The sequence below is a fragment of the Devosia sp. BK genome, assembly GCF_032907385.1.
Classification (GTDB): Bacteria; Pseudomonadota; Alphaproteobacteria; order Rhizobiales; family Devosiaceae; genus Devosia.
On sequence record NZ_JAIMBX010000003.1, the window covers coordinates 92503 to 114199 of the forward strand.

20 protein-coding genes and 3 tRNA genes are annotated in these 21697 nt (G+C 61.3%); 8 read left to right on the forward strand and 15 right to left on the reverse strand.

Translation table 11 applies throughout. The features are described from left to right. Window positions 1-58: 58 nt before the first annotated feature. From DevBK_RS16005 to DevBK_RS16015, 3 genes are read left to right on the forward strand one after another with little or no spacing between them, the layout of a single operon-like run. Window positions 59-1375: a pilus assembly protein TadG-related protein gene (locus tag DevBK_RS16005; RefSeq protein WP_317186171.1), complete on the forward strand. Its 1317-nt coding sequence runs from the start codon at window positions 59-61 to the stop codon at window positions 1373-1375. Further along, window positions 1372-1908 (forward strand): TadE/TadG family type IV pilus assembly protein, encoded by a 537-nt coding sequence (locus DevBK_RS16010; RefSeq protein ID WP_317186172.1) that lies wholly within the window; start codon window positions 1372-1374, stop codon window positions 1906-1908. Before DevBK_RS16005 ends, DevBK_RS16010 begins: the two co-directional genes overlap by 4 nt. Next, window positions 1905-2426: a TadE/TadG family type IV pilus assembly protein gene (locus tag DevBK_RS16015; RefSeq protein ID WP_317186173.1), complete on the forward strand. Its 522-nt coding sequence runs from the start codon at window positions 1905-1907 to the stop codon at window positions 2424-2426. The genes DevBK_RS16010 and DevBK_RS16015 overlap by 4 nt, the downstream gene beginning before the upstream one ends. A gap of 3 nt (window positions 2427-2429) precedes the next feature. Here DevBK_RS16015 and hisN read toward each other — a convergent pair whose 3' ends face one another. Next, the gene (hisN, locus tag DevBK_RS16020) at window positions 2430-3227 is read right to left on the reverse strand and encodes a histidinol-phosphatase (protein WP_317186174.1); all 798 of its coding nucleotides are present in this window, start codon (window positions 3225-3227) and stop codon (window positions 2430-2432) included. A 59-nt stretch (window positions 3228-3286) separates the two neighbouring features. Beyond that, window positions 3287-4183: an N-formylglutamate amidohydrolase gene (locus tag DevBK_RS16025; RefSeq protein WP_317186175.1), complete on the reverse strand. Its 897-nt coding sequence runs from the start codon at window positions 4181-4183 to the stop codon at window positions 3287-3289. A gap of 199 nt (window positions 4184-4382) precedes the next feature. On the opposite strand from DevBK_RS16025, the gene cpdR reads away from it, so the two are divergent. The 4 genes from cpdR (at window position 4383) to DevBK_RS16045 (ending at window position 5378) form a co-directional block, all read left to right on the forward strand. Further along, window positions 4383-4742: a cell cycle two-component system response regulator CpdR gene (gene cpdR, locus DevBK_RS16030; protein WP_061909614.1), complete on the forward strand. Its 360-nt coding sequence runs from the start codon at window positions 4383-4385 to the stop codon at window positions 4740-4742. Between the two features lie 161 nt (window positions 4743-4903). Further along, window positions 4904-4978 (forward strand) — tRNA-Val (locus tag DevBK_RS16035). Window positions 4979-5005: 27 nt separating this feature from the next. Then, window positions 5006-5080: transfer RNA gene (locus tag DevBK_RS16040), tRNA-Val, on the forward strand. 223 nt (window positions 5081-5303) lie between these two features. Beyond that, a tRNA-Gln gene (locus DevBK_RS16045) sits at window positions 5304-5378 on the forward strand. 172 nt (window positions 5379-5550) lie between these two features. Here the strand turns inward: DevBK_RS16045 and DevBK_RS16050 are convergent. The 13 genes from DevBK_RS16050 to DevBK_RS16110 form a co-directional block, all read right to left on the reverse strand. Beyond that, complete coding sequence (locus tag DevBK_RS16050; RefSeq protein ID WP_317186176.1) at window positions 5551-6240, reverse strand: hypothetical protein; 690 nt, start codon at window positions 6238-6240, stop codon at window positions 5551-5553. Next, window positions 6240-7286, reverse strand: a complete 1047-nt coding sequence (locus tag DevBK_RS16055; RefSeq protein ID WP_317186177.1) for a sn-glycerol-3-phosphate ABC transporter ATP-binding protein UgpC — start codon at window positions 7284-7286, stop codon at window positions 6240-6242. The genes DevBK_RS16050 and DevBK_RS16055 overlap by 1 nt, the downstream gene beginning before the upstream one ends. Before the next feature lie 3 nt (window positions 7287-7289). Beyond that, complete coding sequence (locus DevBK_RS16060) at window positions 7290-8132, reverse strand: carbohydrate ABC transporter permease (protein ID WP_046142392.1); 843 nt, start codon at window positions 8130-8132, stop codon at window positions 7290-7292. Beyond that, the gene (locus tag DevBK_RS16065) at window positions 8122-9042 is read right to left on the reverse strand and encodes a sugar ABC transporter permease (RefSeq protein WP_317186178.1); all 921 of its coding nucleotides are present in this window, start codon (window positions 9040-9042) and stop codon (window positions 8122-8124) included. Before DevBK_RS16065 ends, DevBK_RS16060 begins: the two co-directional genes overlap by 11 nt. Window positions 9043-9097: 55 nt before the next feature. Further along, window positions 9098-10369: a sugar ABC transporter substrate-binding protein gene (locus DevBK_RS16070; RefSeq protein WP_317186179.1), complete on the reverse strand. Its 1272-nt coding sequence runs from the start codon at window positions 10367-10369 to the stop codon at window positions 9098-9100. Window positions 10370-10392: 23 nt separating this feature from the next. After that, window positions 10393-12006 carry an FAD-dependent oxidoreductase gene (locus DevBK_RS16075; RefSeq protein WP_317186180.1) on the reverse strand — a complete coding sequence of 538 codons (1614 nt, stop codon included), beginning with the start codon at window positions 12004-12006 and terminating at the stop codon, window positions 10393-10395. Then, window positions 12003-13034: a LacI family DNA-binding transcriptional regulator gene (locus tag DevBK_RS16080; protein WP_317186181.1), complete on the reverse strand. Its 1032-nt coding sequence runs from the start codon at window positions 13032-13034 to the stop codon at window positions 12003-12005. Before DevBK_RS16080 ends, DevBK_RS16075 begins: the two co-directional genes overlap by 4 nt. Window positions 13035-13248: 214 nt before the next feature. Further along, window positions 13249-14901 (reverse strand): ABC transporter permease, encoded by a 1653-nt coding sequence (locus tag DevBK_RS16085; protein WP_410494088.1) that lies wholly within the window; start codon window positions 14899-14901, stop codon window positions 13249-13251. 52 nt (window positions 14902-14953) lie between these two features. Continuing rightward, the gene (locus DevBK_RS16090) at window positions 14954-15982 is read right to left on the reverse strand and encodes an extracellular solute-binding protein (RefSeq protein WP_062629157.1); all 1029 of its coding nucleotides are present in this window, start codon (window positions 15980-15982) and stop codon (window positions 14954-14956) included. 153 nt (window positions 15983-16135) lie between these two features. After that, window positions 16136-17176 (reverse strand): ABC transporter ATP-binding protein, encoded by a 1041-nt coding sequence (locus DevBK_RS16095; protein WP_317186182.1) that lies wholly within the window; start codon window positions 17174-17176, stop codon window positions 16136-16138. Between the two features lie 98 nt (window positions 17177-17274). Further along, window positions 17275-18054 (reverse strand): metallophosphoesterase, encoded by a 780-nt coding sequence (locus DevBK_RS16100; RefSeq protein WP_062629158.1) that lies wholly within the window; start codon window positions 18052-18054, stop codon window positions 17275-17277. A gap of 113 nt (window positions 18055-18167) precedes the next feature. After that, window positions 18168-18809 carry a ThuA domain-containing protein gene (locus DevBK_RS16105; protein WP_062629159.1) on the reverse strand — a complete coding sequence of 214 codons (642 nt, stop codon included), beginning with the start codon at window positions 18807-18809 and terminating at the stop codon, window positions 18168-18170. 102 nt (window positions 18810-18911) lie between these two features. Continuing rightward, window positions 18912-20147 carry an ROK family transcriptional regulator gene (locus DevBK_RS16110; protein WP_062629160.1) on the reverse strand — a complete coding sequence of 412 codons (1236 nt, stop codon included), beginning with the start codon at window positions 20145-20147 and terminating at the stop codon, window positions 18912-18914. 210 nt (window positions 20148-20357) lie between these two features. Between DevBK_RS16110 and DevBK_RS16115 the strand changes: the two genes are divergently transcribed. Next, window positions 20358-21650, forward strand: coding sequence for an extracellular solute-binding protein (locus DevBK_RS16115; protein ID WP_317186183.1), 1293 nt, complete (start codon window positions 20358-20360; stop codon window positions 21648-21650). Window positions 21651-21697: the final 47 nt, after the last annotated feature.

Below are 21697 nucleotides of genomic sequence, written 5' to 3' on the forward strand. Positions count from 1 at the left end.
TCTTAGGGCAATCTCACTAAGGGTTTTTCCTGATCCAGAAGGATCACGAGGGGCCGAAGTGCGTCTTTTCAGGCAATTACTGGCCGACCAGAATGGCAACGTAACCATCATCGTTGCCTTTATGATCATACCGATGTTGGTCTTGGCAGGCGGCGCTACCGATATCGCGCGCTATGAGATGCACCGTGTTCAGCTTCAAGATGGTGTCGATCGCGCTGTACTAGCAGCAGCGGCGCTGACTCAGAAGAAATCGGTCGAAGCGACGGCGCGCGAGTACCTCAAGACCGTTACATTCATTGATCAGGTCGATCTCGACTACGATTACACAGCTGCGTTGAACCACCGCTCGGTAACGATTACCGGGCGATATGAGATGCAAACCAGCTTTTTGCCGCTCATCGGCATCAACACGCTGCCGATGGTGGCAACGGCTACCGCGCAGGAGCGAAAGCAGAACCTCGAAATCTCGCTGATGCTCGATATCTCGGGCTCGATGACTGAAAACAGTCCTTCTCGTATCAGTTTGTTGCGGCCTGCGGCCAAGCAATTCATCGATGCGATGATCACGCCTGATACCGCGCCCTATACCTCGATCAGCATCGTGCCTTATGCGGGTACGGTCAATGTCGGCTCCATCGCCTTCGGGCTTCTCGGTGTGACCCGTCAGCACAATTACTCGTCCTGCGTTGAATTCGACCACGCGGGCAATAAGGACTACGGCACCGGCTGGGTAGCGTTCAACCAACGCGCTCAAGTGCCGCATTTTACCGAGAACCATAAGGACAACCCTGCCGGCAAGGAGTGGTCCTACTGCCCGTATGAAGCAACCTCCATCACCTATCTCTCGAATAATGCGAACGCACTGAAGACGAGGATCGACAGTCTCAAACTTCATGACGGGACTGGTTCCGGCGTCGCTACAAACTGGGGATTTTTACTGCTGGATCCTTCCGCGCGGCCATTTATCGGACGGATGGCGGCAGCGGGACAGGTACCTATGCAGTTTGCCAATCGTCCTGCTGCGTTCGACGATGGTGAAACACTGAAAATTCTGGTGCTGATGACGGATGGCGGAATCTCCGCCCAACGGCGTCCGAAGCCTGGCTTGTATAACTATCCGCGCAATCCCGAAGGCGGTGCAAGCAACAACGATTACCAATCACAGTCGGCTGCCTCGACGTCGCTGCGCCGCGTTTGCCAGGTAGCCAAAGAGAAGGGCGTGATTGTCTTTACGATCGGATTTTACACCACCAACGCCGACCTCACGACCTGCGCCTCGAGCGCCAGCCACTTCTACAACGTGACGGGCAGCGGCATCACGCTGGCGTTTCAATCGATCGCCAACAATATCCAAAGCTTGAAGCTCACCCAATGAGCCTATCCATTCTCACCTTGGCACGATGGCTCCGCAGGGACACGCGTGGCGCTGCGGCGGTCGAGTTCGCGCTGGTTGTGCCCATGCTGCTCGCCATAATCTTTTCGACCTTTGAAGGCGGCTGGATCATGCTGCAGTCGATCATGCTTGACCGGGCAGTCGACATGACGGTGCGCGAACTGCGCCTTGGCACATTTGCCAATCCTACGCATGAAGCGATGCGGACAAAAGTGTGCGAGCGCGCTATGGTGCTTCTCAATTGCGAGGCCTCACTAGCACTCGAATTGATCCCCATAACCGCTGGGGCGGCGAGCTATCCAACCGATGATACCAAATGCGTTGACCGGCGAAGTGAGATTGCCCCGGTGCTGCGCTTTAATGGTGGCGCACGTTCGGACATTATGTTCGTGCGCGCTTGTTACGTTGTTTCTCCGATAACGCCCGGCCTTGGCCTATCGCTCGCACTGAACAAGGACGAAAGCGGCGCGCTGCGGCTCATTTCCAAATCCGCATTCATCAACGAGCCCGCATGATGACGCAGATTTTCATTCGGTTTTTAAGAAATGAGCGTGGGGCTTCGGCGACGGAGTTTGCGATGTTTCTGCCCATATTGCTGGCGCTGCTCCTCGCGTCGCTAACAGCTTTCGATATGTTTCGAACGGCGCAAAACGTCGAGAAAGCAACATTCACCATCGGTGACATGCTGGCGCGTGAAAAGTCCTCACTGACCAAGGCCAAGCTCACTAACATGCTGACCCTTTTGCGGCAGACGGTCTATAGCGCCAATGACGGTGGATTGCGGGTCAGCAGTATCGGGCGTGTGAACGGCGAGTTCGTTCTACGCTGGTCGCAGAGCGTGGGGAACAACGTGCCCGGCACCGCACTCAACACCTCGCTTTTCCCCGAGATGGCGGATGGAGATTCGGTGCTGCTGACGGAGAGCTTCGTGCCACATGAAGCGATGGTCGCCGGGTTCGGGATCAGCGACGTCACGTTTTCGGCGCGCGCAGCCTACCGGCCGCGCTTCGTGTCTTCGATCGCCTTCCAATAACCTTCACGCCGCGTTGACGAGCGCCAATGCTTTTTCGAGCAGCGTCTCATTAGCCGCGGCGATGACATTGCCGCCGCCGGTGGGCTCCGAGCCGTCCCAGCAGGCGATGGCGCCGCCGGCTTCGCGGATGATGGGGACGAGGGCGGCGATGTCGTAGGTGTTGAGATAGGGCTCGATGACGAGATCGGCATGGCCGGCGGCGAGGAGGGCATAGCCATAGCAATCCATGCCGAAGCGCTGAAGGCGGGTAGCGGCTTCGATCGCGTGCCATTTGGCGAGCAGTTCGGGCGTGTTGAAAAGACGCGGCGTCGTGGTGAAGACCCGGGCTGCCGACAGATCGGTGAGCGCGGTGGTCCGATTGGGCTGGCTGATATCGCCGCGACCGTAGCGGGACTGGCCGGGGACGGCGAGGAAGGTTTCGCCGATAAAGGGCTGACTCATGATGCCGGCGACGGCGACGCCATCCACGGCAAAGCCGATCAGCGTGCCCCAGACGGGCGCGCCGGAAATAAAGGCCCTGGTGCCATCGACCGGATCGATGATCCAGGAAAACCGGCTCTCGCCGCTCGTGCCCCATTCCTCGCCGATGACGGCATGATCGGGAAAAGCCTCTTCGATGATGGTGCGGATGACTTTTTCGGCGCCCTTGTCGGCCTCGGTCACCGGATCAAAGCCCACGGCGAGCTTGTTATCGACAGCAAGCCCAGAGCGAAAGAGCGGCAAGGTGTGCGCGGCGGCAGCCTCGGCAGCGGCGATAAGAGTTGCTTCGACGCGGGCGAAATCGGGCGTGGCGCTGGTCATGAAAAAATCCTCGGCCGGGGCGGGCAAGGTGTATTGGCTGGCTTGGCGCCTGACAAGCGCTACTCGGCGGCAGCGCGCTCGGCGGTAGCCTGCGGCATCGCCAACTGCACGAGATCGATGCCGATGACGGCGTGGATCATGCTCTCGACAAGTTGGCGGAGCGGCTCGAAGCCGGCGCTTTTTTCAAGCGTTGCCTCGTTCATGTAGAGATGGCGGCTGATCTCGATCTGGAGCGCGTGGACGCCATGCTGCGGCCTTCCATAAGCGCGGGTACAGAAGCCACCGGCATAAGGCCGATTGCGCGCGACCTTGAGGCCGGCGGCGCTGAAACCGGTTTCGACAAGGTCGATGAGGGCGGGCGAGCAGGTCGTGCCATAGCGATCGCCGAGGACGATATCGGGCGTGGCGCGCTCGCCATGGCGCCCAAGGCGCGGCATGGAATGGCAATCGATCAGCACAGACACGCCGAAGCTGGCCGATGCCTCGCTGAGAAGGTTTTGGAGCGCGGCGTGATAGGGATGATAAATGCCCTCGATGCGCATGCGCGCATCTTCGAGCGTCAGGCGATCGCGATAGATAGGTTTGTTTTCGGCGACCACCTTGGCGAGCGTGCCGAGGCCGGCTGCGACGCGCGGCGAGGTGGTGTTGAACCGATCCGAGAGTGGCTCGACGAACATGGTGGGATCAAGTTCCCAGGGCTCGCGATTGACATCGAGATAGGCGCGCGGGAAATGCGCGCGCAAAAGCGGGGCACCAAGATGGGGCGCGCGCGAAAACAGCTCATCGATGAAGGCGTCTTCGGACTGGCGAATCGACAGGTGATCGAGCCGCGTCATCGCAAGGAAGCGCGGGGGGTAGTTGCGGCCCGAATGGGGCGAGTTGAACACGATGGGCGCGACCATGCGGCGGGGCCGGATGGTTTCAAATGCCGGTTGATCCCAATAGTCGGATCGCACGCTGCCTCCGCAGACGGCGCCAGGACGGCGCAGTCCTAGTGATTTGCTGTCACCCAAGTGTCGCGCGGCGCAACCAACTTGTCCAGACGCCAGCAAAAAGAGCGCAGGTTTGATTGAGCCGGTTTGCGTCCGCTCAAATCTGAATTAAACATCGCTAAAGACCGACTCACCGCCGAACGGGCCCTTTTAGAGGTTTTTGATGAAGCGAATTCTGCTCGCCGAAGACGATAATGATATGCGCCAGTTCCTTACGCGGGCGCTCAAGAATGCGGGCTACGATGTCGTGTCCTTCGACAACGGGCTTTCCGCCTATGAGCGCTTACGCGAAGAGCCTTTCTCGCTGCTCCTGAGCGATATCGTGATGCCGGAAATGGACGGGATCGAACTGGCGCGCCGCGCCACCGAGCTCGATCCTGACCTCAAGGTCATGTTCATCACCGGTTTTGCCGCCGTCGCCCTGAATCCCGACAGCGATGCGCCCAAGGATGCCTCGGTCCTGTCCAAGCCCTTCCATTTGAAGGACCTGGTGTCGGAAGTGGAGCGACTGCTCGCCGCCTGATGGTGACGCGCATGCCTTTGTCGCAAAACCGGTATCCACTTTTGGAAGGCATGCGAACGAAGAAATCCACAGGCGCGGAAATGAACCTATTGACCCATTGGTCGCTTCATGGTTTATCCGCGCCACCGGAACGGCGAACGCTGAATCGGTCCCGGAGAGATGGGCGTATAGCTCAGCGGGAGAGCACCTCGTTGACATCGAGGGGGTCACAAGTTCGATCCTTGTTACGCCCACCATCTCTCATTTCCCTGCCGCTAAGCAGCGGGTGCGTAGCTCAGCGGGAGAGCACTGCCTTCACACGGCAGGGGTCACAGGTTCAATCCCTGTCGCACCCACCATTCTTTTCCTAATCGCGATGATCGGCTGTGACGGGTTTGCCGGCGCTGCGCGTTTCGACGCTTGAGCGGACATTGCGCTGGCGCGGTTGCCGCGGAATCTATGATCGTGGCTGTCGTCTGATCCGGGAGGGACGGCGCTTTGAGGTGGCGCGGCGCGGGTCTGTGAACAAGGCGCAACCCGTGTTGCGCCTTCGTTTTAAACCGTGTAGGAACCCGCCACAGTTGGGGTGTCGCCAAGTGGTAAGGCACCGGTTTTTGGTACCGGCATTCCTAGGTTCGAATCCTAGCACCCCAGCCAATTAAAGGTCATTGTTGTGCGATTGAGCTATGCGTATGCCACGGCGCGCCTACGCAAAGCCACGTTTCGCGACGGCATTTTCAATGCCGCCGTTGCAGCCAGCACGTGTTGTTCGGCGTGAGGCCGATGCGCAGAGCGCTTCTTCTCCGATGTGGGGCGGCTTTTGAAGGCCTCAGGCGCTTGCCAGGGCCTTGTGGAGATTGCCGACAGCCTTGGACATGGAGCTGGGTGTATCCCCTGTCACGATGGCGCCGAGGAGCGGGGCGGCTATGCCGGCTTGGCGCAGGGCAAGGGCGTCGTCTGGTGTCAGCAGAAGTTGGCTTGGGACGATGACGGGGACATCGACGGCGGTAACGATGTCGGCGTAGCGCTGAAGTTCGGTTGGGGTCATGGCCGTACGATAGCGCTCGAAGGGCATGACCGAGGCTTCGATGATGCAGCCCGGTATGGCGGCGATTTTTGTCACGTCCTCGGGCGTGCTGGTCGAGGCGAGGGCGGGCATGGGGCGAAGTTTTGATTGTAGCAGGTGCGGCTGCAGGTGATCCACATAGACGTTGAAGCCTTCAAAGCCGAGGGTGTGCAGCGCGTCCATTTCTTCCGCGGTCGGGACCGTCTCTTGGCCCGCCATGACGAGGAGAGGGCAGCCGAGCTCTGAAAGCTCTTCGAAAAAGGGGCGTTCTTCGGCAAAGGAGCCGAAAGTCGTGCCGGTGGCGCGGTGATAGGCGTTGAGATGGGTTTTGAGCGCATAGGCGCCTGCATCGAGCGCGGCTTTGGCGAGATCGAGATCGTGCCGGGCAAGCGAGACGATGATCGGAAAACTGCCATCGGTCAGCCTTTGGTAAAGCGGGGTCGTGGCGTACATCAGTTGATCCTCTGGCCGGTTGTGGCGTCGAAGAGATGGACGGCGGCAAGGTCGGGTAGAATGTGGATGGTTTCGCCGGGGCGGGCGGCAACGCGCTCGCGGAAGACGCCGGTGACCAAGTGTTCGCCAAGGGTCATGGTGACCTGAGTTTCAGAACCCATCGGCTCGACCAGCGAGACCACGGCGGGAAGACCCTGCGGCGAAAGCTGGAAGTGTTCGGGACGGATGCCATAGCTGGCGGCGCCAGTCGCGGTGACGCCAGAAGGCAGGGGCAGGGTAACGCCGGCAGCCTTGAACTCGGCGCCTTCGATTGTGCCGCCCAGAATGTTCATGGCCGGCGAGCCGATGAAACCGGCGACGAAGAGATTGGCAGGGCGATCGTAGAGTTCCAATGGCGCGCCGATCTGTTCGACCTTGCCGGCATGCATCACGACGATGCGGTCAGCCATGGTCATGGCTTCGATCTGATCGTGGGTGACGTAGACGGTCGTGACGCCGAGGCGGTGATGCAGCGCCTTGATCTCGCCGCGCATGACGACGCGCAGCTTGGCATCGAGATTGCTCAGCGGTTCATCGAAGAGAAACACCTGCGGATTGCGCACGATGGCGCGGCCCATGGCGACGCGCTGGCGCTGGCCGCCGGACAGCTGTCGGGGATAGCGATCGAGGAGGTGCGAGAGGTCGAGGATATCGGCGGCCCATTTGACGCGCTCGGCGATCTCGGCCTTCGAGGCGCCGCGATGTTCAAGCGAAAAACCCATATTGGTCGCGACCGTCATATGGGGATAAAGCGCATAATTCTGGAACACCATGGCGATGTCCCGGTCCTTGGGCTCAAGATCGTTGACGATCCGATCCCCGATGCGAATGTCGCCCTTAGTGATGGTTTCAAGGCCCGCGATCATGCGGAGCAAGGTGGACTTGCCGCAGCCCGATGGCCCGACGAGGACGATGAATTCGCCATCGGCGATATCGACGTCGATGCCATGGAGGATCTGGACGTCGCCATAGGCTTTCTTGACGGAATGGAGGGAGACGGGGGCCATGGATCAGCCTTTCAAACCGGTATGGGCGAGACCTTCGACGAACTGCTTCTGCGCGACGATGAAGACCAGGAGAACGGGAATGGCGGTCATGGTCGCAGCGGCGAGCTGGATGTTCCACATGGCGCCGCCATAGGCGTCGGTGAACTGGGTCAGCGCCTGGGGCAGGGTAAACATCTGGGTCGAAGAGAGGAAAACGATGGGCTCGAGGTAGAGATTCCACGAGTGGAGGAAGGTGAAGATCGCGACGGCGCCGAGCGCAGGCTTGGCGAGCGGCAAAGCGATGGTCCAGAAAATCTTGAACCGGCCAAGGCCATCGACGCGCGCGGCTTCTTCGAGCTCGCCGGGCAGGGCGATGAAGAACTGACGCATGACGAAGGTCGCAAAGACCGAAGGGGCGCCGAAGATCGGCACGAGGATCAGCGGCCAGTGGGTATTGATCATGCCCCAACCCAGGAACATCTGAAAGAGCGGCACGATGGTGACTTCCGACGGGATCAGGAGGCCCAGCAGCACGATCATAAAGATGGCATTGCTGAAGGGAAACTTGATGCGCGCGAAGGCGTAGCCAGCCATGGAGGAGACGACCATGGTGCCCGCGGTGACGATTGCGGCGATATAGGCCGAGTTCCAATATTGCCGGGCGAAGGGCTGCAGTTCGAAGACGCGCTGATAGGTCGAGAAATCGAAGCGGCGCGGCCAGAGATCGGGCGGGAAAGCGAAGATATCGCTGATTGGTTTGACCGATGAGGTGATCATCCACCAGGTGGGGAAGACAAAGGGGATGAGCAGCACGCACATCAACCCATAAAGGGCGACACGCAGGCGGGGTGAAAGGTCAGTTCTCATAGAAGACGATCCGCTTGCGCATCTGCCACTGGATGAAGGTGAGCACCGCGACGATCAGGAAAAGGAGGATGGAGAGCGTCGAGCCATAGCCGAAGAAATTGAACTGGAAGGCCTGCTGGTAGAGGTAATAGACCAGCACCGTGGTCGAGACGCCGGGGCCGCCTTTGGTCAGGATGGCGATCTGGGCAAAGACCTGCAGCGAGCCGACGATGGTGATGATCGAGGTGAGAAGGATCGTCGGCGAGATCATCGGCAGGGTGATGCGGCGGAACTGCTTGAAGGGGCTCGCGCCATCGACCCGGGCAGCTTCGTAGAGTTCCTTGGGCACGCCCTGGAGGGCGGCGAGGAACAGGATCATATTGAGCCCGACATTCTTGAAGACCTGCACGACGACGACCGAAATCATCGCGGTGGTTGGCGTACGCAGCCAATTGGGGCCCTCGATGCCGAAGACGGCGAGAATGCCGTTGATGCCGCCATTGGCCTGCAGCAGGAAACTCCAGACGATGGTCCAGGCGACGAGCGAGACCACGACCGGCGAGAAGAACAGCGTGCGGAAGACGACGATGCCTTTGAGCTTTTGATCGAGCAGCACGGCCAGGAGCAAGGCGAGGCTGAGGTTGAGGACGACGAGGCCAGCCGAAAAGATGGCCGAGGCCAAGAGCACTGGCGGCAGGTTCGGATCGCGCAGCAGCATCTGGTAATTGGCGTCGCCGACAAAGGTGAAGGTATTCGCCAGCACGTTCCATTCGTGCATCGAATAATAGAAGACGAGCCCTAGCGGGATCAGCACGAAGGTGATGATGCCCAGGGTCTGCGGCGCAATGAAGAGGAAACCCGCAGCCGCGTCCTTCCGGGCGATGGTCCAGAAGGGGCGTTTTTGGTTTGGGGCGGCGCTGTGATCGGTCATTTCGCCTCGGTGGTCGAAGAAAGCTCCCCGACGAAAAGCCGGGGAGCAGATAGGTTCAGCGCATCAGGAGCGGGCTGACGCCCTGGCAGACGCTGGCGAGCACGGCTGGCACATCGGCATCGGCCACCCAGAGGCCATCGAGCGAGGCGCGGATGGTCTGCTGGATCTGGGCGAAGTTGGTGTGACCAGCGATCACCTTGCCGTTCGAGATGCCGGCGATGACGACGTTTTCGATCTGCTCGGGGGTGAGCAGCGGATTGGTCTTGCCGAGGGTTTCAGCGTTGAGGAGGTTTGCCCGGGCCGGCGGGAAGAACTGGGCCAGCTTTTCGCTGTTTTCCGGATTGGTCATGTAACCGAGGAATTCGACGGCAACATCGGTGTTCGGACGATTGGCGAAGGCGCCAACGGCGGCCTGGCCGATGACCGAATAAGCGCCGGCCGGACCTTCCGGAAGCGGCACCAGGTCCCAATCGAACGGATCGTCCTTGGGAAGGAGCGAAGCGCGCGAAATCTGGGTGATGGTCATGGCGGCGTCGCCGGCAAAGAAGTCGACATTTTCGCCGGGGCCGGGGAGGGCGCCATCGACGAAGATGGCCTGATGAAGGCGGGTCATGGCGTCGACCATGGGCTGTTCAGCAAAGCCGCAGGTCTTGCCGTCTTCACTCCAGGCATTCGCGCCCCAACCGCGCCAGAAGGCGGTCAGGTTCTGCCAGGTCTGGTAATTGAAATCGCGGATGACGAGGCCGTCCTTGCCGCTGTCAGCCACGGCCTTGGCGGTCGCGAGCGCGTTTTCCCAGGTCCATTCGCCCGAGGCGATAAGTTCGGCCGGGGTCTTGGCGCCGGCTGCGGTCACCAGATCATTGTTGACGAAAACGGCGAAGGGCGAGGTCGAGAACGGATAGGCGTAAAGCTGGCTATCGCGCGTCCAGAGCGCCGTTGCGGAGTCCGTAACGTCGTCGAGGTTGTAGCCTTCGGTCTTGGTGAAGGCTTCGGTCAGGGGCGCAAGGGCTCCGGAATTGACGAAGTCGGCGGCGCTGGTTTCGAAAATCCAGGCAAGATCGGGCGGGTTGCCGCCGGCGATCTGGGTGGTAAGCGTCGTCGTGTAGTTTTCGAACGGGAGCGGTTCGAAGGTGACGGACACATTTGGGTGCGTGGCCTTAAAACCTTCGCCGATCTCGTTGAAGAGCGCCAGATGCGCCTCGTTGGCGCTCCAGATGGTCATGCGCAGATTGACTGCGTCCTGGGCCCAGGCGACGCCGCCCCAGGCCAGAGGCAGAAGAATGCCGGCTGAAGCCGCCGTGGCTTTGAGCATTGCAAGTCTGGTCATCGTTTCCTCCGTTGATGAGCCGATCAGTAGCCGCGCACGTCCGGCCAGCGGATTTCGACGCCGGCGCGGTAGAGCTGAGCCTGAAAATCTTGAAGTTTGCCGTCATCGGCCTGCACCTGATGCGGGGTTAGGCCATGATTGAGGCAGTGCGCGGCAAGCATGCCGGCGACCTCGCCCACGTTCCATTCGACTGGATGCAGGCGATAGCAGCCGTTGGTGATGTGCGTGGTGCCGAGGTTCTTGCCCGCCGGCAGCAGGTTTTTGACGCGACGCGGCAGGAGCGCGCCGAGCGGGATTTCAAAGGGTGCGGATTCCACATCGACATAATTGTCGCCACCAGTCGAGGGGTGGAGGTCGATGCGGTACATGCCGATGCCGACGCTGTCGCGATAGCTTTTCGAAAGGCTATTGCCGTGGACGGTCATCGACACGTCCTGCTCGACAATGCGCGTGACGGGCAGAATGCGGCGGCTTTCGCGGATATAGGGCGCCATGGCAAGGCCATGATCGGTGCCGGTGACGTCGCCGCGGAGGCGGAGGCCCGGAAAGCCCTGACCGCCATCGAGGCGCGGCGCTTCGGTCTGCAGCCAATAAAAGACGGAATAGGAGAGATCGGCGGCGGCCTTGAGGTGCCGAGCCTTTTCCTCTTCGGACACGTCGATGATGGTCGCCTCCATGTAGTCAATCATCGGCCAGTTCACGAGGCAGATGTCGGACTGGTAGGCGCCGGGCTGGAAATTGCGGCGGGCGGCGATGCGGCGGAACGTCCAGAGATTGCCATCGCCGGCATTGCGGCGCTGGTCGGCATCGACGAGGAGCGGATCATCATCGGGATTGGGCGTGAAAGAGCGCTCCGTGATTTCGAGCGTGCGCGGATGCGGCGCTTTGAAACCAAGCAGCGGTCCGCCCCAGAATTCAGGCTGATACTTGCGCCAGAAATCGTAGTTTTCCGGCTTGTCGATGGTCTGGTCGCCGTCAACGTGATCGATGGCAAAACAGACCGACACGGCCTGCACATTGTCGGGCTGCGCGTGATCGGGGGCACTGGGTTCGCCGGTATCGGACTGGGCCTCGAAACCCTTGGCATATTCGGTGCCGGTCAGCGGCAGCAGATCGCCGAGTTCGGTTGCGTCGATCACATAGGGCGCCGAGCAGACGATCTCGCGGCCCGTGTCGCGATGGCGGAGAGTGATCGAGCGGACCGTGTCGCCATCGACATCGGCAGCGACCGGACGATAGGGCTGCAGCACCGTCAGCTTGCCGCCGCCACGCCACGGCGCGAGCATGGCTTCAAGCACGGCAAGGCCAACGCGCGGCTCGGCGCACAGCCGACTGACCCAGCCGGCGCCGGGATTGAGATCGCCCCAGGCGCGGCTTTCCGCGGTCAGCGGATAGTTGTCGCGATAATACTGGCGGATGCCGCGGCGCAGTTGCTGATAGGAGCGGGTGACGCCGAATTGCTCGACCCAGGAATGCTCGTCGGGCGGCACCGCCTGGCTGGTCAATTGGCCGCCGATCCAGTCGAATTCCTCGCTCATGATGACGGTGCGGCCCGAGCGCAGGGCGCCAAGGGCTGCAGCAACGCCACCGAGCCCGCCACCAACGATGAGAATGTCTGCGTGAAGCTCTTTGGTCATGTGTTCCGGATGTGTTGGGTAGAAAGAGGGCCGAGGGTGTCACCCTCGACGATGGCGCAATCGAGCAGCACCTGCTCGACCGGGGCGTCATTCTCCACGCGCCGCACCAGCATTTCGGTGGCGGCGCGGCCCATGGCCTCGCGGGGAATGGAGAAGGACGTAAAGCGACGGCCGTGTTCTTCGGCGCGGATGTGATTGCCGAGAACGACGATCGAGAGATCGCCGGGAACGCTGATGCCGCGATGACGCGCGACGGCGTCGACGGCGATGGCGTCAGCCAATTCAGTGAAGAAAACGCAGGTGGCGCCAGCCGCGAGCAGCGCATCGAGCGTTTCGCCCGGCGGTTGCGCCACGGCAAATTGGGTGTGGACGAGTTCGGCACCATTTAGCGCCGGCTCGAAGCCGATCCAGCGATCGACCGTCGATTCCGCGCCTTCATTGAGACCGATATAGGCAATGCGATGGTGGCCCAGGGCCCGGGCACGCTGAACGAGCGCTGCCGTGCCCGCGACATAGCCGCCACCGACATAGGGGACGGGGCCGCCCGCATCGTCTCGACGGCCAACGGCGACGAAGGGAAAATCGCCAGCCACCAGCCGGGTTAACTCATCGTGATCGAATTGGCGTCCGAGAATGATGCAGCCATCTGCGAGCCTAAGGCGGACATTGTCGCCAAAGATGCGCCGCTTGACGCCCGCGCCGGTCAACAGCAGCAGGTCATAGCCCAGCTCCTGTGCTGCCTCCTCAATGCCGAGGAGGAAGGGCGTGAAAAAGTCTGCCTGAGCGGATGGGAAGGCGGGCTCATAGGTGAAGACGCCGAGAATGCGGTTGAGACCCTTGACCATCCGACGCGCGACGGGATCAGCGACATAGCCGGTGTCCCGGATCACTTTCTGCACGCGGTCCCGCGTCTCTGCAGGGATACGGTTGGCGTTTTCCGGCGAGCCATTGAGCACAAAGGACACGGTCGCCTGGCTGACGCCGGCCAATCTCGCAATGTCCTTTTGTGTCAGCCGCCGCGTCGCCAAGCCATCCTCCAAAATCTGCTAATGCGTATTAGCGCTGATACGTATTAGCGTGTTGTGGAGCGGTGCGCAAGATGGATTAAATTCGTGCGAAGAGCGGCAAGATGGACGATGGAAAGCGCCACCTGGGATATCGCTCCCAGCGTGTCGTCCTCCCATCAGTTGGAGTGCTTAAGTCAGGGCAAAATCTGCACTCAACGCCTCAAGTCCCAAAGACTTACGCAGCTGGTTGCGATGATGTTCTTGCCAGCAGCACGACTGGTAGAATGCCGATGGCGACGATGATGAGGGCGGCGAGGGCGGCGTCTTCGTAGGTGCCGCGGGCCGCCTCGCCGTAAAGGAGGGTGGCAAGGCTCTCGAAGTTGAGGGGGCGCAGGAGCAGCGTTGCGGGCAGTTCTTTCATGCAATCGACAAAGACCAAGAGGCCCGCGGCAGTCAGTGCCGAGCGCGACAGGGGCAGGTGGACTGCGAAGAGGGTGCCACTTGCCGAGCGGCCGAGGGTGCGCGCGGCGTAGTCATAGGCGGGCGGAATGCGGCTTAGTCCCGCGTCAATGCCGCCCACGGAGATGGCAAGGAAGCGTGTTGAATAGGCATAGATGAGGGCTGCCCCAGAGCCGAGCAGCAAGAGCGTGCCGGGCAGGCCGGTCCAGGCGTGCCAAAGATTGCCCAGTGTCCTGTCAAAGGCGGCAACGGGAACGAGGATGCCAAGGGCCAGCACAGTGCCCGGGACGGCATAGCCCAGTGAGGCTATGCGCATGGCGCCCTCGGTCCAGGCCGATCGATGCAGCCGCGCCGCATAGGCGAGGGCAAAGCCGACGAGGACGATCACCACGGTGGCCATGGCCGACACGCTGACGGTGTTGATGGTGGCGCGGAGGAGAGCGTTGGAAAAACCGGCAAACTCAATGCGCCGGATGGCAGCAACAATGAGATAAAGCGCTGGTCCGGCAAAGCCGATGGCAATCGGAAGGGCCCCGAAAAGGAACGCGAAAAAGGAGGCCAGCCCACGCAGCCGCTGGCGTTGCATCTGCCGGGCGTTTTGCGCGGCCGAGGCAAAGCGCTGCTTGCGGCGGGCCCAGCGCTCGAGGACCAGCATCGCGAGGACAATGGCGAGCATGCTGATGGCGATCTGTGCGGCGCCGGCCAAGTCGGTTCGAACGATCCAGGTCGTGTAGACGGTGGCGGTCAGCGTCCGCACGCCAAGAAATTGCGAGGCGCCGACATCGTTGAGCACTTCCATCAGCGCCAGCGAAACGCCGACGGCGACGGCAGGTCGCGCGAGAGGCAGGGCGACGCGCCAGAAGATGGCGGAGCGCGGCACGCCTAGCGTGCGCGCCACTTCGATGACATTGGCGGCCTGGGTCAGGAACATCGCCCGGGCGGTCAGATAAACGTATGGATAAAGAACGAAACCAAAGACCAGGATGGCGCCCCACATGGCGCGAATGTCGGGCAGGCGAAACTGGCGTGGGCTCGAATAGCCCAGCACCCATCGCAGCACGCCTTGCACCGGGCCGAGCGGGTTGAGGATGTCGAGATAGGCATAGGCCATGATGTAGGTGGGCACGGCCAGCGGCAGCAGTAGGCCCCATTCGAGGAACCAGCGGCCCCGGAAATCATAGGCGGTGACCAACCATGCTGCGCCGGTGCCAACGATGGTCGCGATGAGACCGGAACCAGCAAGCAGCACCAGCGTGTTCCAAGTCGCCTGCGGCAGTACGAACTGGACGATATGGCCCCAGAGTCCGCCGGTATCGGCCATGGCCGTCACCGCGATCGTCACGATCGGCACAAGCGCGAGAGCCGCCGCGGCAAATGCCCCGGCGGCCCAGACGTTGATACCGAAATGGCGGCGCCTTGGGCGCGTCATGGTGAAATCGGCCATAGAAAGTGCGGCGGCCGGGGCCGCCGCGTGTCTCCGATCAGTTGCCGAATGTGTCGAAGTTCACTTCGTCCACCAGCTCGCTGGCGCGTGCGCGGAACGGCAGGATTTCGGTCAGCGACTGGCTGTCGGGGTTGAGCGTGCCAAAAGCTGCGATGATCGGCTGCACTTCCGCGGTGGTCGAAACCGGATATTCGAAATTGGCTTCGGCATAGAGCTTCTGCGCCTCGTCGGATGCGAGATATTCGAGCAGTTGCACGGCCTCGTCGCGGTTGGGGGCATGGGCCGCTACAGCCGCGCCGGAGACGTTGACCAGCGTGCCGCCACCTTCAAAGGTCGGCAGGATCACCTTGACCTCTTCGGCCCACGCCTTCTGCTCGTCGCCACCGGCGCCGCTCGCCATCAGGCCGTAATAGTAGGAGTTGGCGACGGCGATGTCGCAGATGCCGGCGGCGATGTCGCGGGCGCCGTCACGGTCGCCACCGGCTGCGGCGCGGGCCTGGTTGGCCTTGAGGCCTTCGAGCCAGGTTTTGGTGGCTTCTTCGCCGTGCTTGGCCATATAGGCGGCAAATAGCGCGGTGTTGTAAGGGTGCTGGCCAGAGCGGATGCAGAGCTTGCCGCGGAACTGTTCGTCGGCGAGCTGTTCATAGGTGATGCTGTCGAGATCGAGATCCTTGGCGGCGTAAACGACACGGGCGCGGCCCGACAGCGCAAACCAGTTGCCATCGGCATCGCGGAGTGATGCGGGGATCGCGGTCTCAAGCGCTTCGGAATCGACCGGCTGGGTGACGCCGGCATTGACGAGATCAATCAGCGCGCCAAAATCGACCGTCATCAGAAGGTCGGCCGGCGAGCTTTCGCCTTCTGCCTGAACGCGCTCGATCAGGCCGCTTTCAAGGAACACGGTGTTGACCTTAACGCCGGTCTCGGCGGTGAAGGCATCGAGGATGGGCTGGATCAGGCCGGGCTCGCGGGTCGTGTAGATGTTCACTTCCTGGGCGAGCGCAGGAACGGCTGCACCAAGAGCCAGCATGCTCGTGACGCCAACGAGTTTGAAAAGGGTATTCATGGACGATCTCCCAAATTGATGAGCAGGTCGCGCGGCCCTTCCGCATTTCCTCTCCTAGGGAGGCTAAAGCCATAGCGGACTGTCTAAGTCAAGTTATTTAGGGTCAACTTAGAATTAATCTAAGGTACTGACTTTCCATCACAATCGGGACTTTTAGGCATCCTGAGGGAAGATCATGACCTCGTCCGCTTTGACGGCGATCTCAACCGCATCGCCAGGATGGACATCGTGCCGTGATGTGCCGCGCATGATCAGGGGATCGTCGACACCAGCCACGGCGATGCGCAATTCCTCTATCTCGCCGAGAATGGAGCGATCGACCACGACACCGGGAATTCCGCTTTCCGTCAGGACGATGGATTGGGGCCGCAAGAGAACATGCGGCTCGCCGTCGAGGGCCGGCGCATGAAAGCGTCCCAGCGGCGTATCGAGCATATTGGCCTCGATTTTTGCGGGAATGACGTTCATGCGGGAAAAGAACCGTGCGGCATAAGCCGTCCAGGGGGCGTCGTAAATGCGTTCGCCGGTGCCCGCTTCCACCACGCGGCCTTTTTGCATGAGGGCAACCGTATCCCCGATGGCCAGGGCTTCTTCGGGATCGTGGGTCACGACCACGGCTGTCATGCCGAGGTCCCGCACGATCGAGAGAGTTTCGTGCCGCACGCGATCCCGCAGGCCGCGGTCGAGATTGGAGAAGGGTTCGTCCATCAATAAGAGGCGCGGTTGGGGCGCGAGGGCGCGAGCAAGCGCCACGCGTTGCTGTTCGCCACCAGAGAGCATATGCGGAAAACGGTCGGCCAAAGCTTCGAGGCCGATCCGGGAGAGGATGTCGCTGACCCGGTTAGCGCGGTCGGAACGGGCAAGTTTCTTGAGGCCAAATGCGACGTTTTCTCGCACGCTGAGATGTGGGAACAGCGCATAGTCCTGGAACATGAAGCCGATCCGGCGATCCTCCGGCTCGACGAAGATGCCGTCGCCGGAAACCGGGGTGCCCTCGATGGCGATGGTGCCACCATCAAGCGTTTCGATGCCTGCAATGGCTCGCAGAAGCGTCGATTTTCCGCAGCCGGAATGCCCGACAAGGCATAGAACCTGCCCGGCACCCAGTTCCAGCGAGACGTCCTGCAGCGCCGCCACGTCATTGAAGTGGCGCGTAACACCCTTGAGGGCGAGCATTGGCTTTCCCGAGATCATGATCAGCACCTGACGGGCGCGGGGGGCCTTGTCAAGTGCGCCCCATGATCAGCTTGCCAAACCCGCGCCCATGAAGACGCTGTCAGAAGGGGGCTCGATCAGGCGATTTCGGGATTGCCGTCGATATAGCTGTCGAAATGCACTGTGGTCTGGTCCGCTTCGCCGATGACGAGAGCCATTTGCGCCGGGCCGGTGAGGCGGCGCATGGGGACGTGGTCCTGGTCCACCGTGCAGTAATAGTGGCCACCGGCGAGGGTGGTGAAGGGGATGCCGCGCCAGAGGGCGGTCGAGGTCAAGTGGACATGGCCAGCGATGACCTGGCGAATATCGGGATGGGTCTTGAGTGCGGCGATGAACGGCTCGGCGTCGCGGATGCGGATATCATCGGAGTTGATGTGGAGCGCATTGGCGTTGTGATGGAGGATCACGATGACCGGGCGGTCCAATGCCTCGGCAAGTCGGGCCTTTAGCCAGGCGATCTGAACCTTGGTGAGCACGCCGTCGACGCGTCCGGGCTCGGAGGAATCGAGGAGAATGATGCGATAGCCTTTGGCGTCGAAGGCTTTGTCGATCTTGCCGGTTTCGGCGACATATTCCTCGCCGAAAACCGAGAGGAAAGTCTCGCGATCATCGTGATTGCCGAGGGTCAGGTGGACCGGGATATCTATACGGTCGATCAGTGACTTGAGGCGCTCGTAGGCTGCGGGTTGACCGAGATCTGTGAGGTCCCCGGCAAGGACGCAGAAATCGACAGTGTGGTAGCGGGCGGCAATGGTTTGGACGGCTTGTTCAAGCCTTGCGCCGGTGTCGAGCGTCATCGAGAGTTCGCCCTCAGGCATGACGTGGAGGTCGCTGAGGACGATGAATTTGAGGGTCATGGCTGAGCGGTCCGCTAGGTTTTTGGCAGTCTGACGCAGTTTGATGTCAGCGAGAGGACAGAGCCGCCAATCTACACGGGGCGACCCCATTGGGGCGCCCCGTTTTAACCTGCCTATCGGGCGGCCCAGTTCATGCCGCGGCGGAGGATCGTGCGCATTTGCGGCACTTCGAATTCTGAAGCGACATGGCCGAGCGAAGAATAGAACACGCGGCCTTCGCCATATTTGCGTTTCCAGACCACCGGCATGGTGATCCCGTCGATCCAATAGGCATGATCGCCGTTGAAAGTGGTCGTCGCCAACACCTCGTTCGAGGGGTCGACATGCATGTAGTATTGCTCCGAGCGATAGGGGAAACTTTCGATGCCTTCCATCACCGGATCGTCGGGGCAGGTGATGTCGACGCGATAGTCGATGATGTTCCCCGGGTGGGCGACCCACTGGCCGCCTACCATGAACTGATAGTCTACCGCATCCCGAAAAGCATCGCCCATGCCGCCGTGATATCCGGCGAGGCCCGCGCCGCCGCGCACGGCCTCGGTGAGCATGCTGAGCTCTTCCTTCTCGATTTTGCTCATGGTGAAAATCGGCACGATGAGGCTGAGATCTTTTACCGAAGGATCGGCGAAGGCCTCGGTCGTGTTCTCGACATAGACCTTGAAGCCGTCTTCCTCGAGCATGCCGCGAATAATGTCGGCACACTGTTCCGGCTCATGTCCACTCCAGCCACCCCAAACGATGAGAGCTTCCTGCATAGTCTTTCCTCCTCTTGCTTTGGTCAGCCGAGACGCCGCCGCAATCGGGCGCCACCGGCTAAGTTAGCCGGCTGACCGACCTGGTGATGGATCGCGAATTGCTCACGGGCTTTTGCCGCTTTCGAGCGCATCGGCATTGAAGGTTCTCGCGGGGCCCGTGGTCCCCCAGGGCGAGCCGTAGAGTTCGCCAAGTGCCACCGCGGCGGCGCCGCGAGCCCAGAGTCGGTCGTCGGCGTTTTCGATGACGATTTCCGCCACCTCCCGCAGCGATTGGGGAATGGCCTTGGCAAAACTGCTGTGGAGCGCATCGAGGAGATGCGGCCCGAGCGTTAGCGTCGAGCCAACGAGAATGACGCGCGGTGGCGCGAAGAGCGCGACGAGATTGGCGATGGCAATGCCAAGGGCCGCGCCGGCCTTGTTCGCGGCAACCCGCAGCTTGTTGTCGCCGGCTTCGATCATGCCGCGCACCTGGCTCATGCCGCTACCAAGGCGAATGGCGTCGCGCATCCGTGGATCGCTGACCTCGCCATTAATGATCGCTTTTTCGCTCGCGACATCGGCCAGTTTTACTGCGTGATCGGGATCGGCACCCATGACCATGTCGCCCAGCGTCAGACTGAGTTCTCGTGCGCCGCGGAAGATCTGGCCACCATGCATCACTCCGAGAGTGAGATTGTCCTCGATGGCGACGAGGACGAAGTCGTCGCAATCGCGCGCCTGGCCGAACCAGTGCTCGCCCATGGTGATGGCATTGGCATCGCTCTCGACGATAACGTCGATGCCGAGCCGCTCCACCAGGGCCTCCTTGAGCGGCACATCGGCATCGCGGAAAATACTGCTGGCGCGGACAAGTCCGGTGCCATGCTCGATGATGCCGGGCAGGGATACAGCCACGGATTTTATGTCTTCCATGGCGATGCCGGCATCGAGCACGCAGCGGCGCACGCCATCCTCGACGAGATCGGCGATGACCGATAGCGGCAGCCGATCGACCCGCAGCGGCAGGATCAGTTCAGCCAGGATATCGCCCTGAAAATCGGTGACGACGAAGGCAAGGCGATTGGCGGCGATCTTGGCGCCGACGACACGCGCCGCCTTGGGATTGAGCGCCAGCATCACTCGCGGGCGGCCGCGATTGCCACCGCGCAGGTCGCCCTCATGCTGCGCCAGGATCAGCCCATCTTCGATCAGCGAACCGGTGATCGCCGAGACGGTGGTGGGCGAAAGCTGGATCCGCTCGCCGATTTCGACGCGGGAAATGGCGCCATAGCGGCGGATGGTATCGAGCACATGGAAGCGATTGATCGCTCGCATGAGTTCAGGATCGGCAGTCTTCATGATCCCGTCTTCAGCCTCCCGGCGCCCGCTTTAATCAGCGATGCGTATTAATTCAAAAAACTCTAGCAGCCAAAATCGTCGATTAGCAAGTGCCAAACCCACTGTTTCAAGGTGTTTAGGGCGGTGTCGGTCTGAAGGTATTGACAATCGGTGAATCGGCGAGCCTATTAATTCCGCATAACGGACAAAATGTCCGACGGGAGGAACATCATGAATCTGGTTTTCGGACGCCTGTCCAGGCGATCGCTCGTGCTTGCCCTCAGCGCCGTGGCGCTGGCCTCGACTGTATCCGGTGCGGCAGCGCAGTCCACCATCAAATGGCTGCACCTTGAATCCAATCCGGATCGTCTTGCCACCTGGCAGGAAATCGCCGCCAATTACGAGGCGGAGCATCCCGACGTCAAAATCGAATTCCAGTTCCTTGAAAACGAGGCTTTCAAAGCCAAGCTGCCGACACTGCTGCAATCGAACGACGCGCCATCCATGTTCTACACCTGGGGCGGTGGTGTGTTGAAAGCGCAGACCGAAACCGGCGCCATCCGCGACATCACCGCGGCCATGGATGCCGATAATGGCGCCTGGCGCAATGCGGTGAACCCGGCAGCGGTCGATGGCCTCAGCATCGATGGCAAGGTCTGGGCCGCTCCCGTACAGTCGGGCCTCGTGTCCTTTTTCTACAACAAGGCGCTGTTCGAGCAGGCGGGCGTTGACGCCAATGGCATCAAGACCTGGACCGATTTTACGGCGGCCGTACAAAAGCTCAAGGATGCCGGGATCACCCCGATCGCCGGTGGCGGTGGCGACAAGTGGCCCATCCACTTCTTCTGGAGCTATCTCGCCATGCGCGAGCTCGGCAAGGACGGCTTCGACGCGGCCAAGGCCGGTGAAGGCTTCCAGGGCGAAGGCTTTGTGAAAGCGAGCCAGATGCTGGCGGACCTTGGCGCCATGGAGCCATTCCAAGAAGGCTATCTCGGCGCGACCTGGCCCGATACGCAGGCTGTGTTCGCCGATGGCCGTGCTGCCATGGTGCTCAGCTTTGAAAACACCGCGACGCCGCAGAACCAGGCCAATGCCGCAACCGACGGCAAGGGCCTTGCCGAAGACGCGATCGGCCGCTTCGCCTTCCCGCTGGTCGATGGCGGTGCCGGTGTCGTGACCGACGATTTCGGTGGCCTCAATGGCTGGGTGGTTACCACCAATGCTCCGCCGGAAACCGAAGATTTCATCCATTACATGACGGTCGAAAACGCGGGGCTATTGGCTGAAAAGAACAATATCCTGCCGACGGCCCTTGGCTCGGATGCCAGCGTCAAGGATCCGAGCCTGGCCGATAGTGCTGCGCAGATGGCCAAGGCCACCTGGCACCAGAACTATCTCGACCAGGATCTCGGCCCCAATGTCGGCCGCGTCGTCAACGACATGTCCGTCGAACTGGTCTCGGGTCAGGTCACGCCCGAAGATGCTCTGCAGCAGGTGCAGGACGCCTTCTCGATGGAGATGTGAGCGCGAGCGGGCAGCCTTTCGGTTGCCCGCTTCTCCCTTCGGTCGTT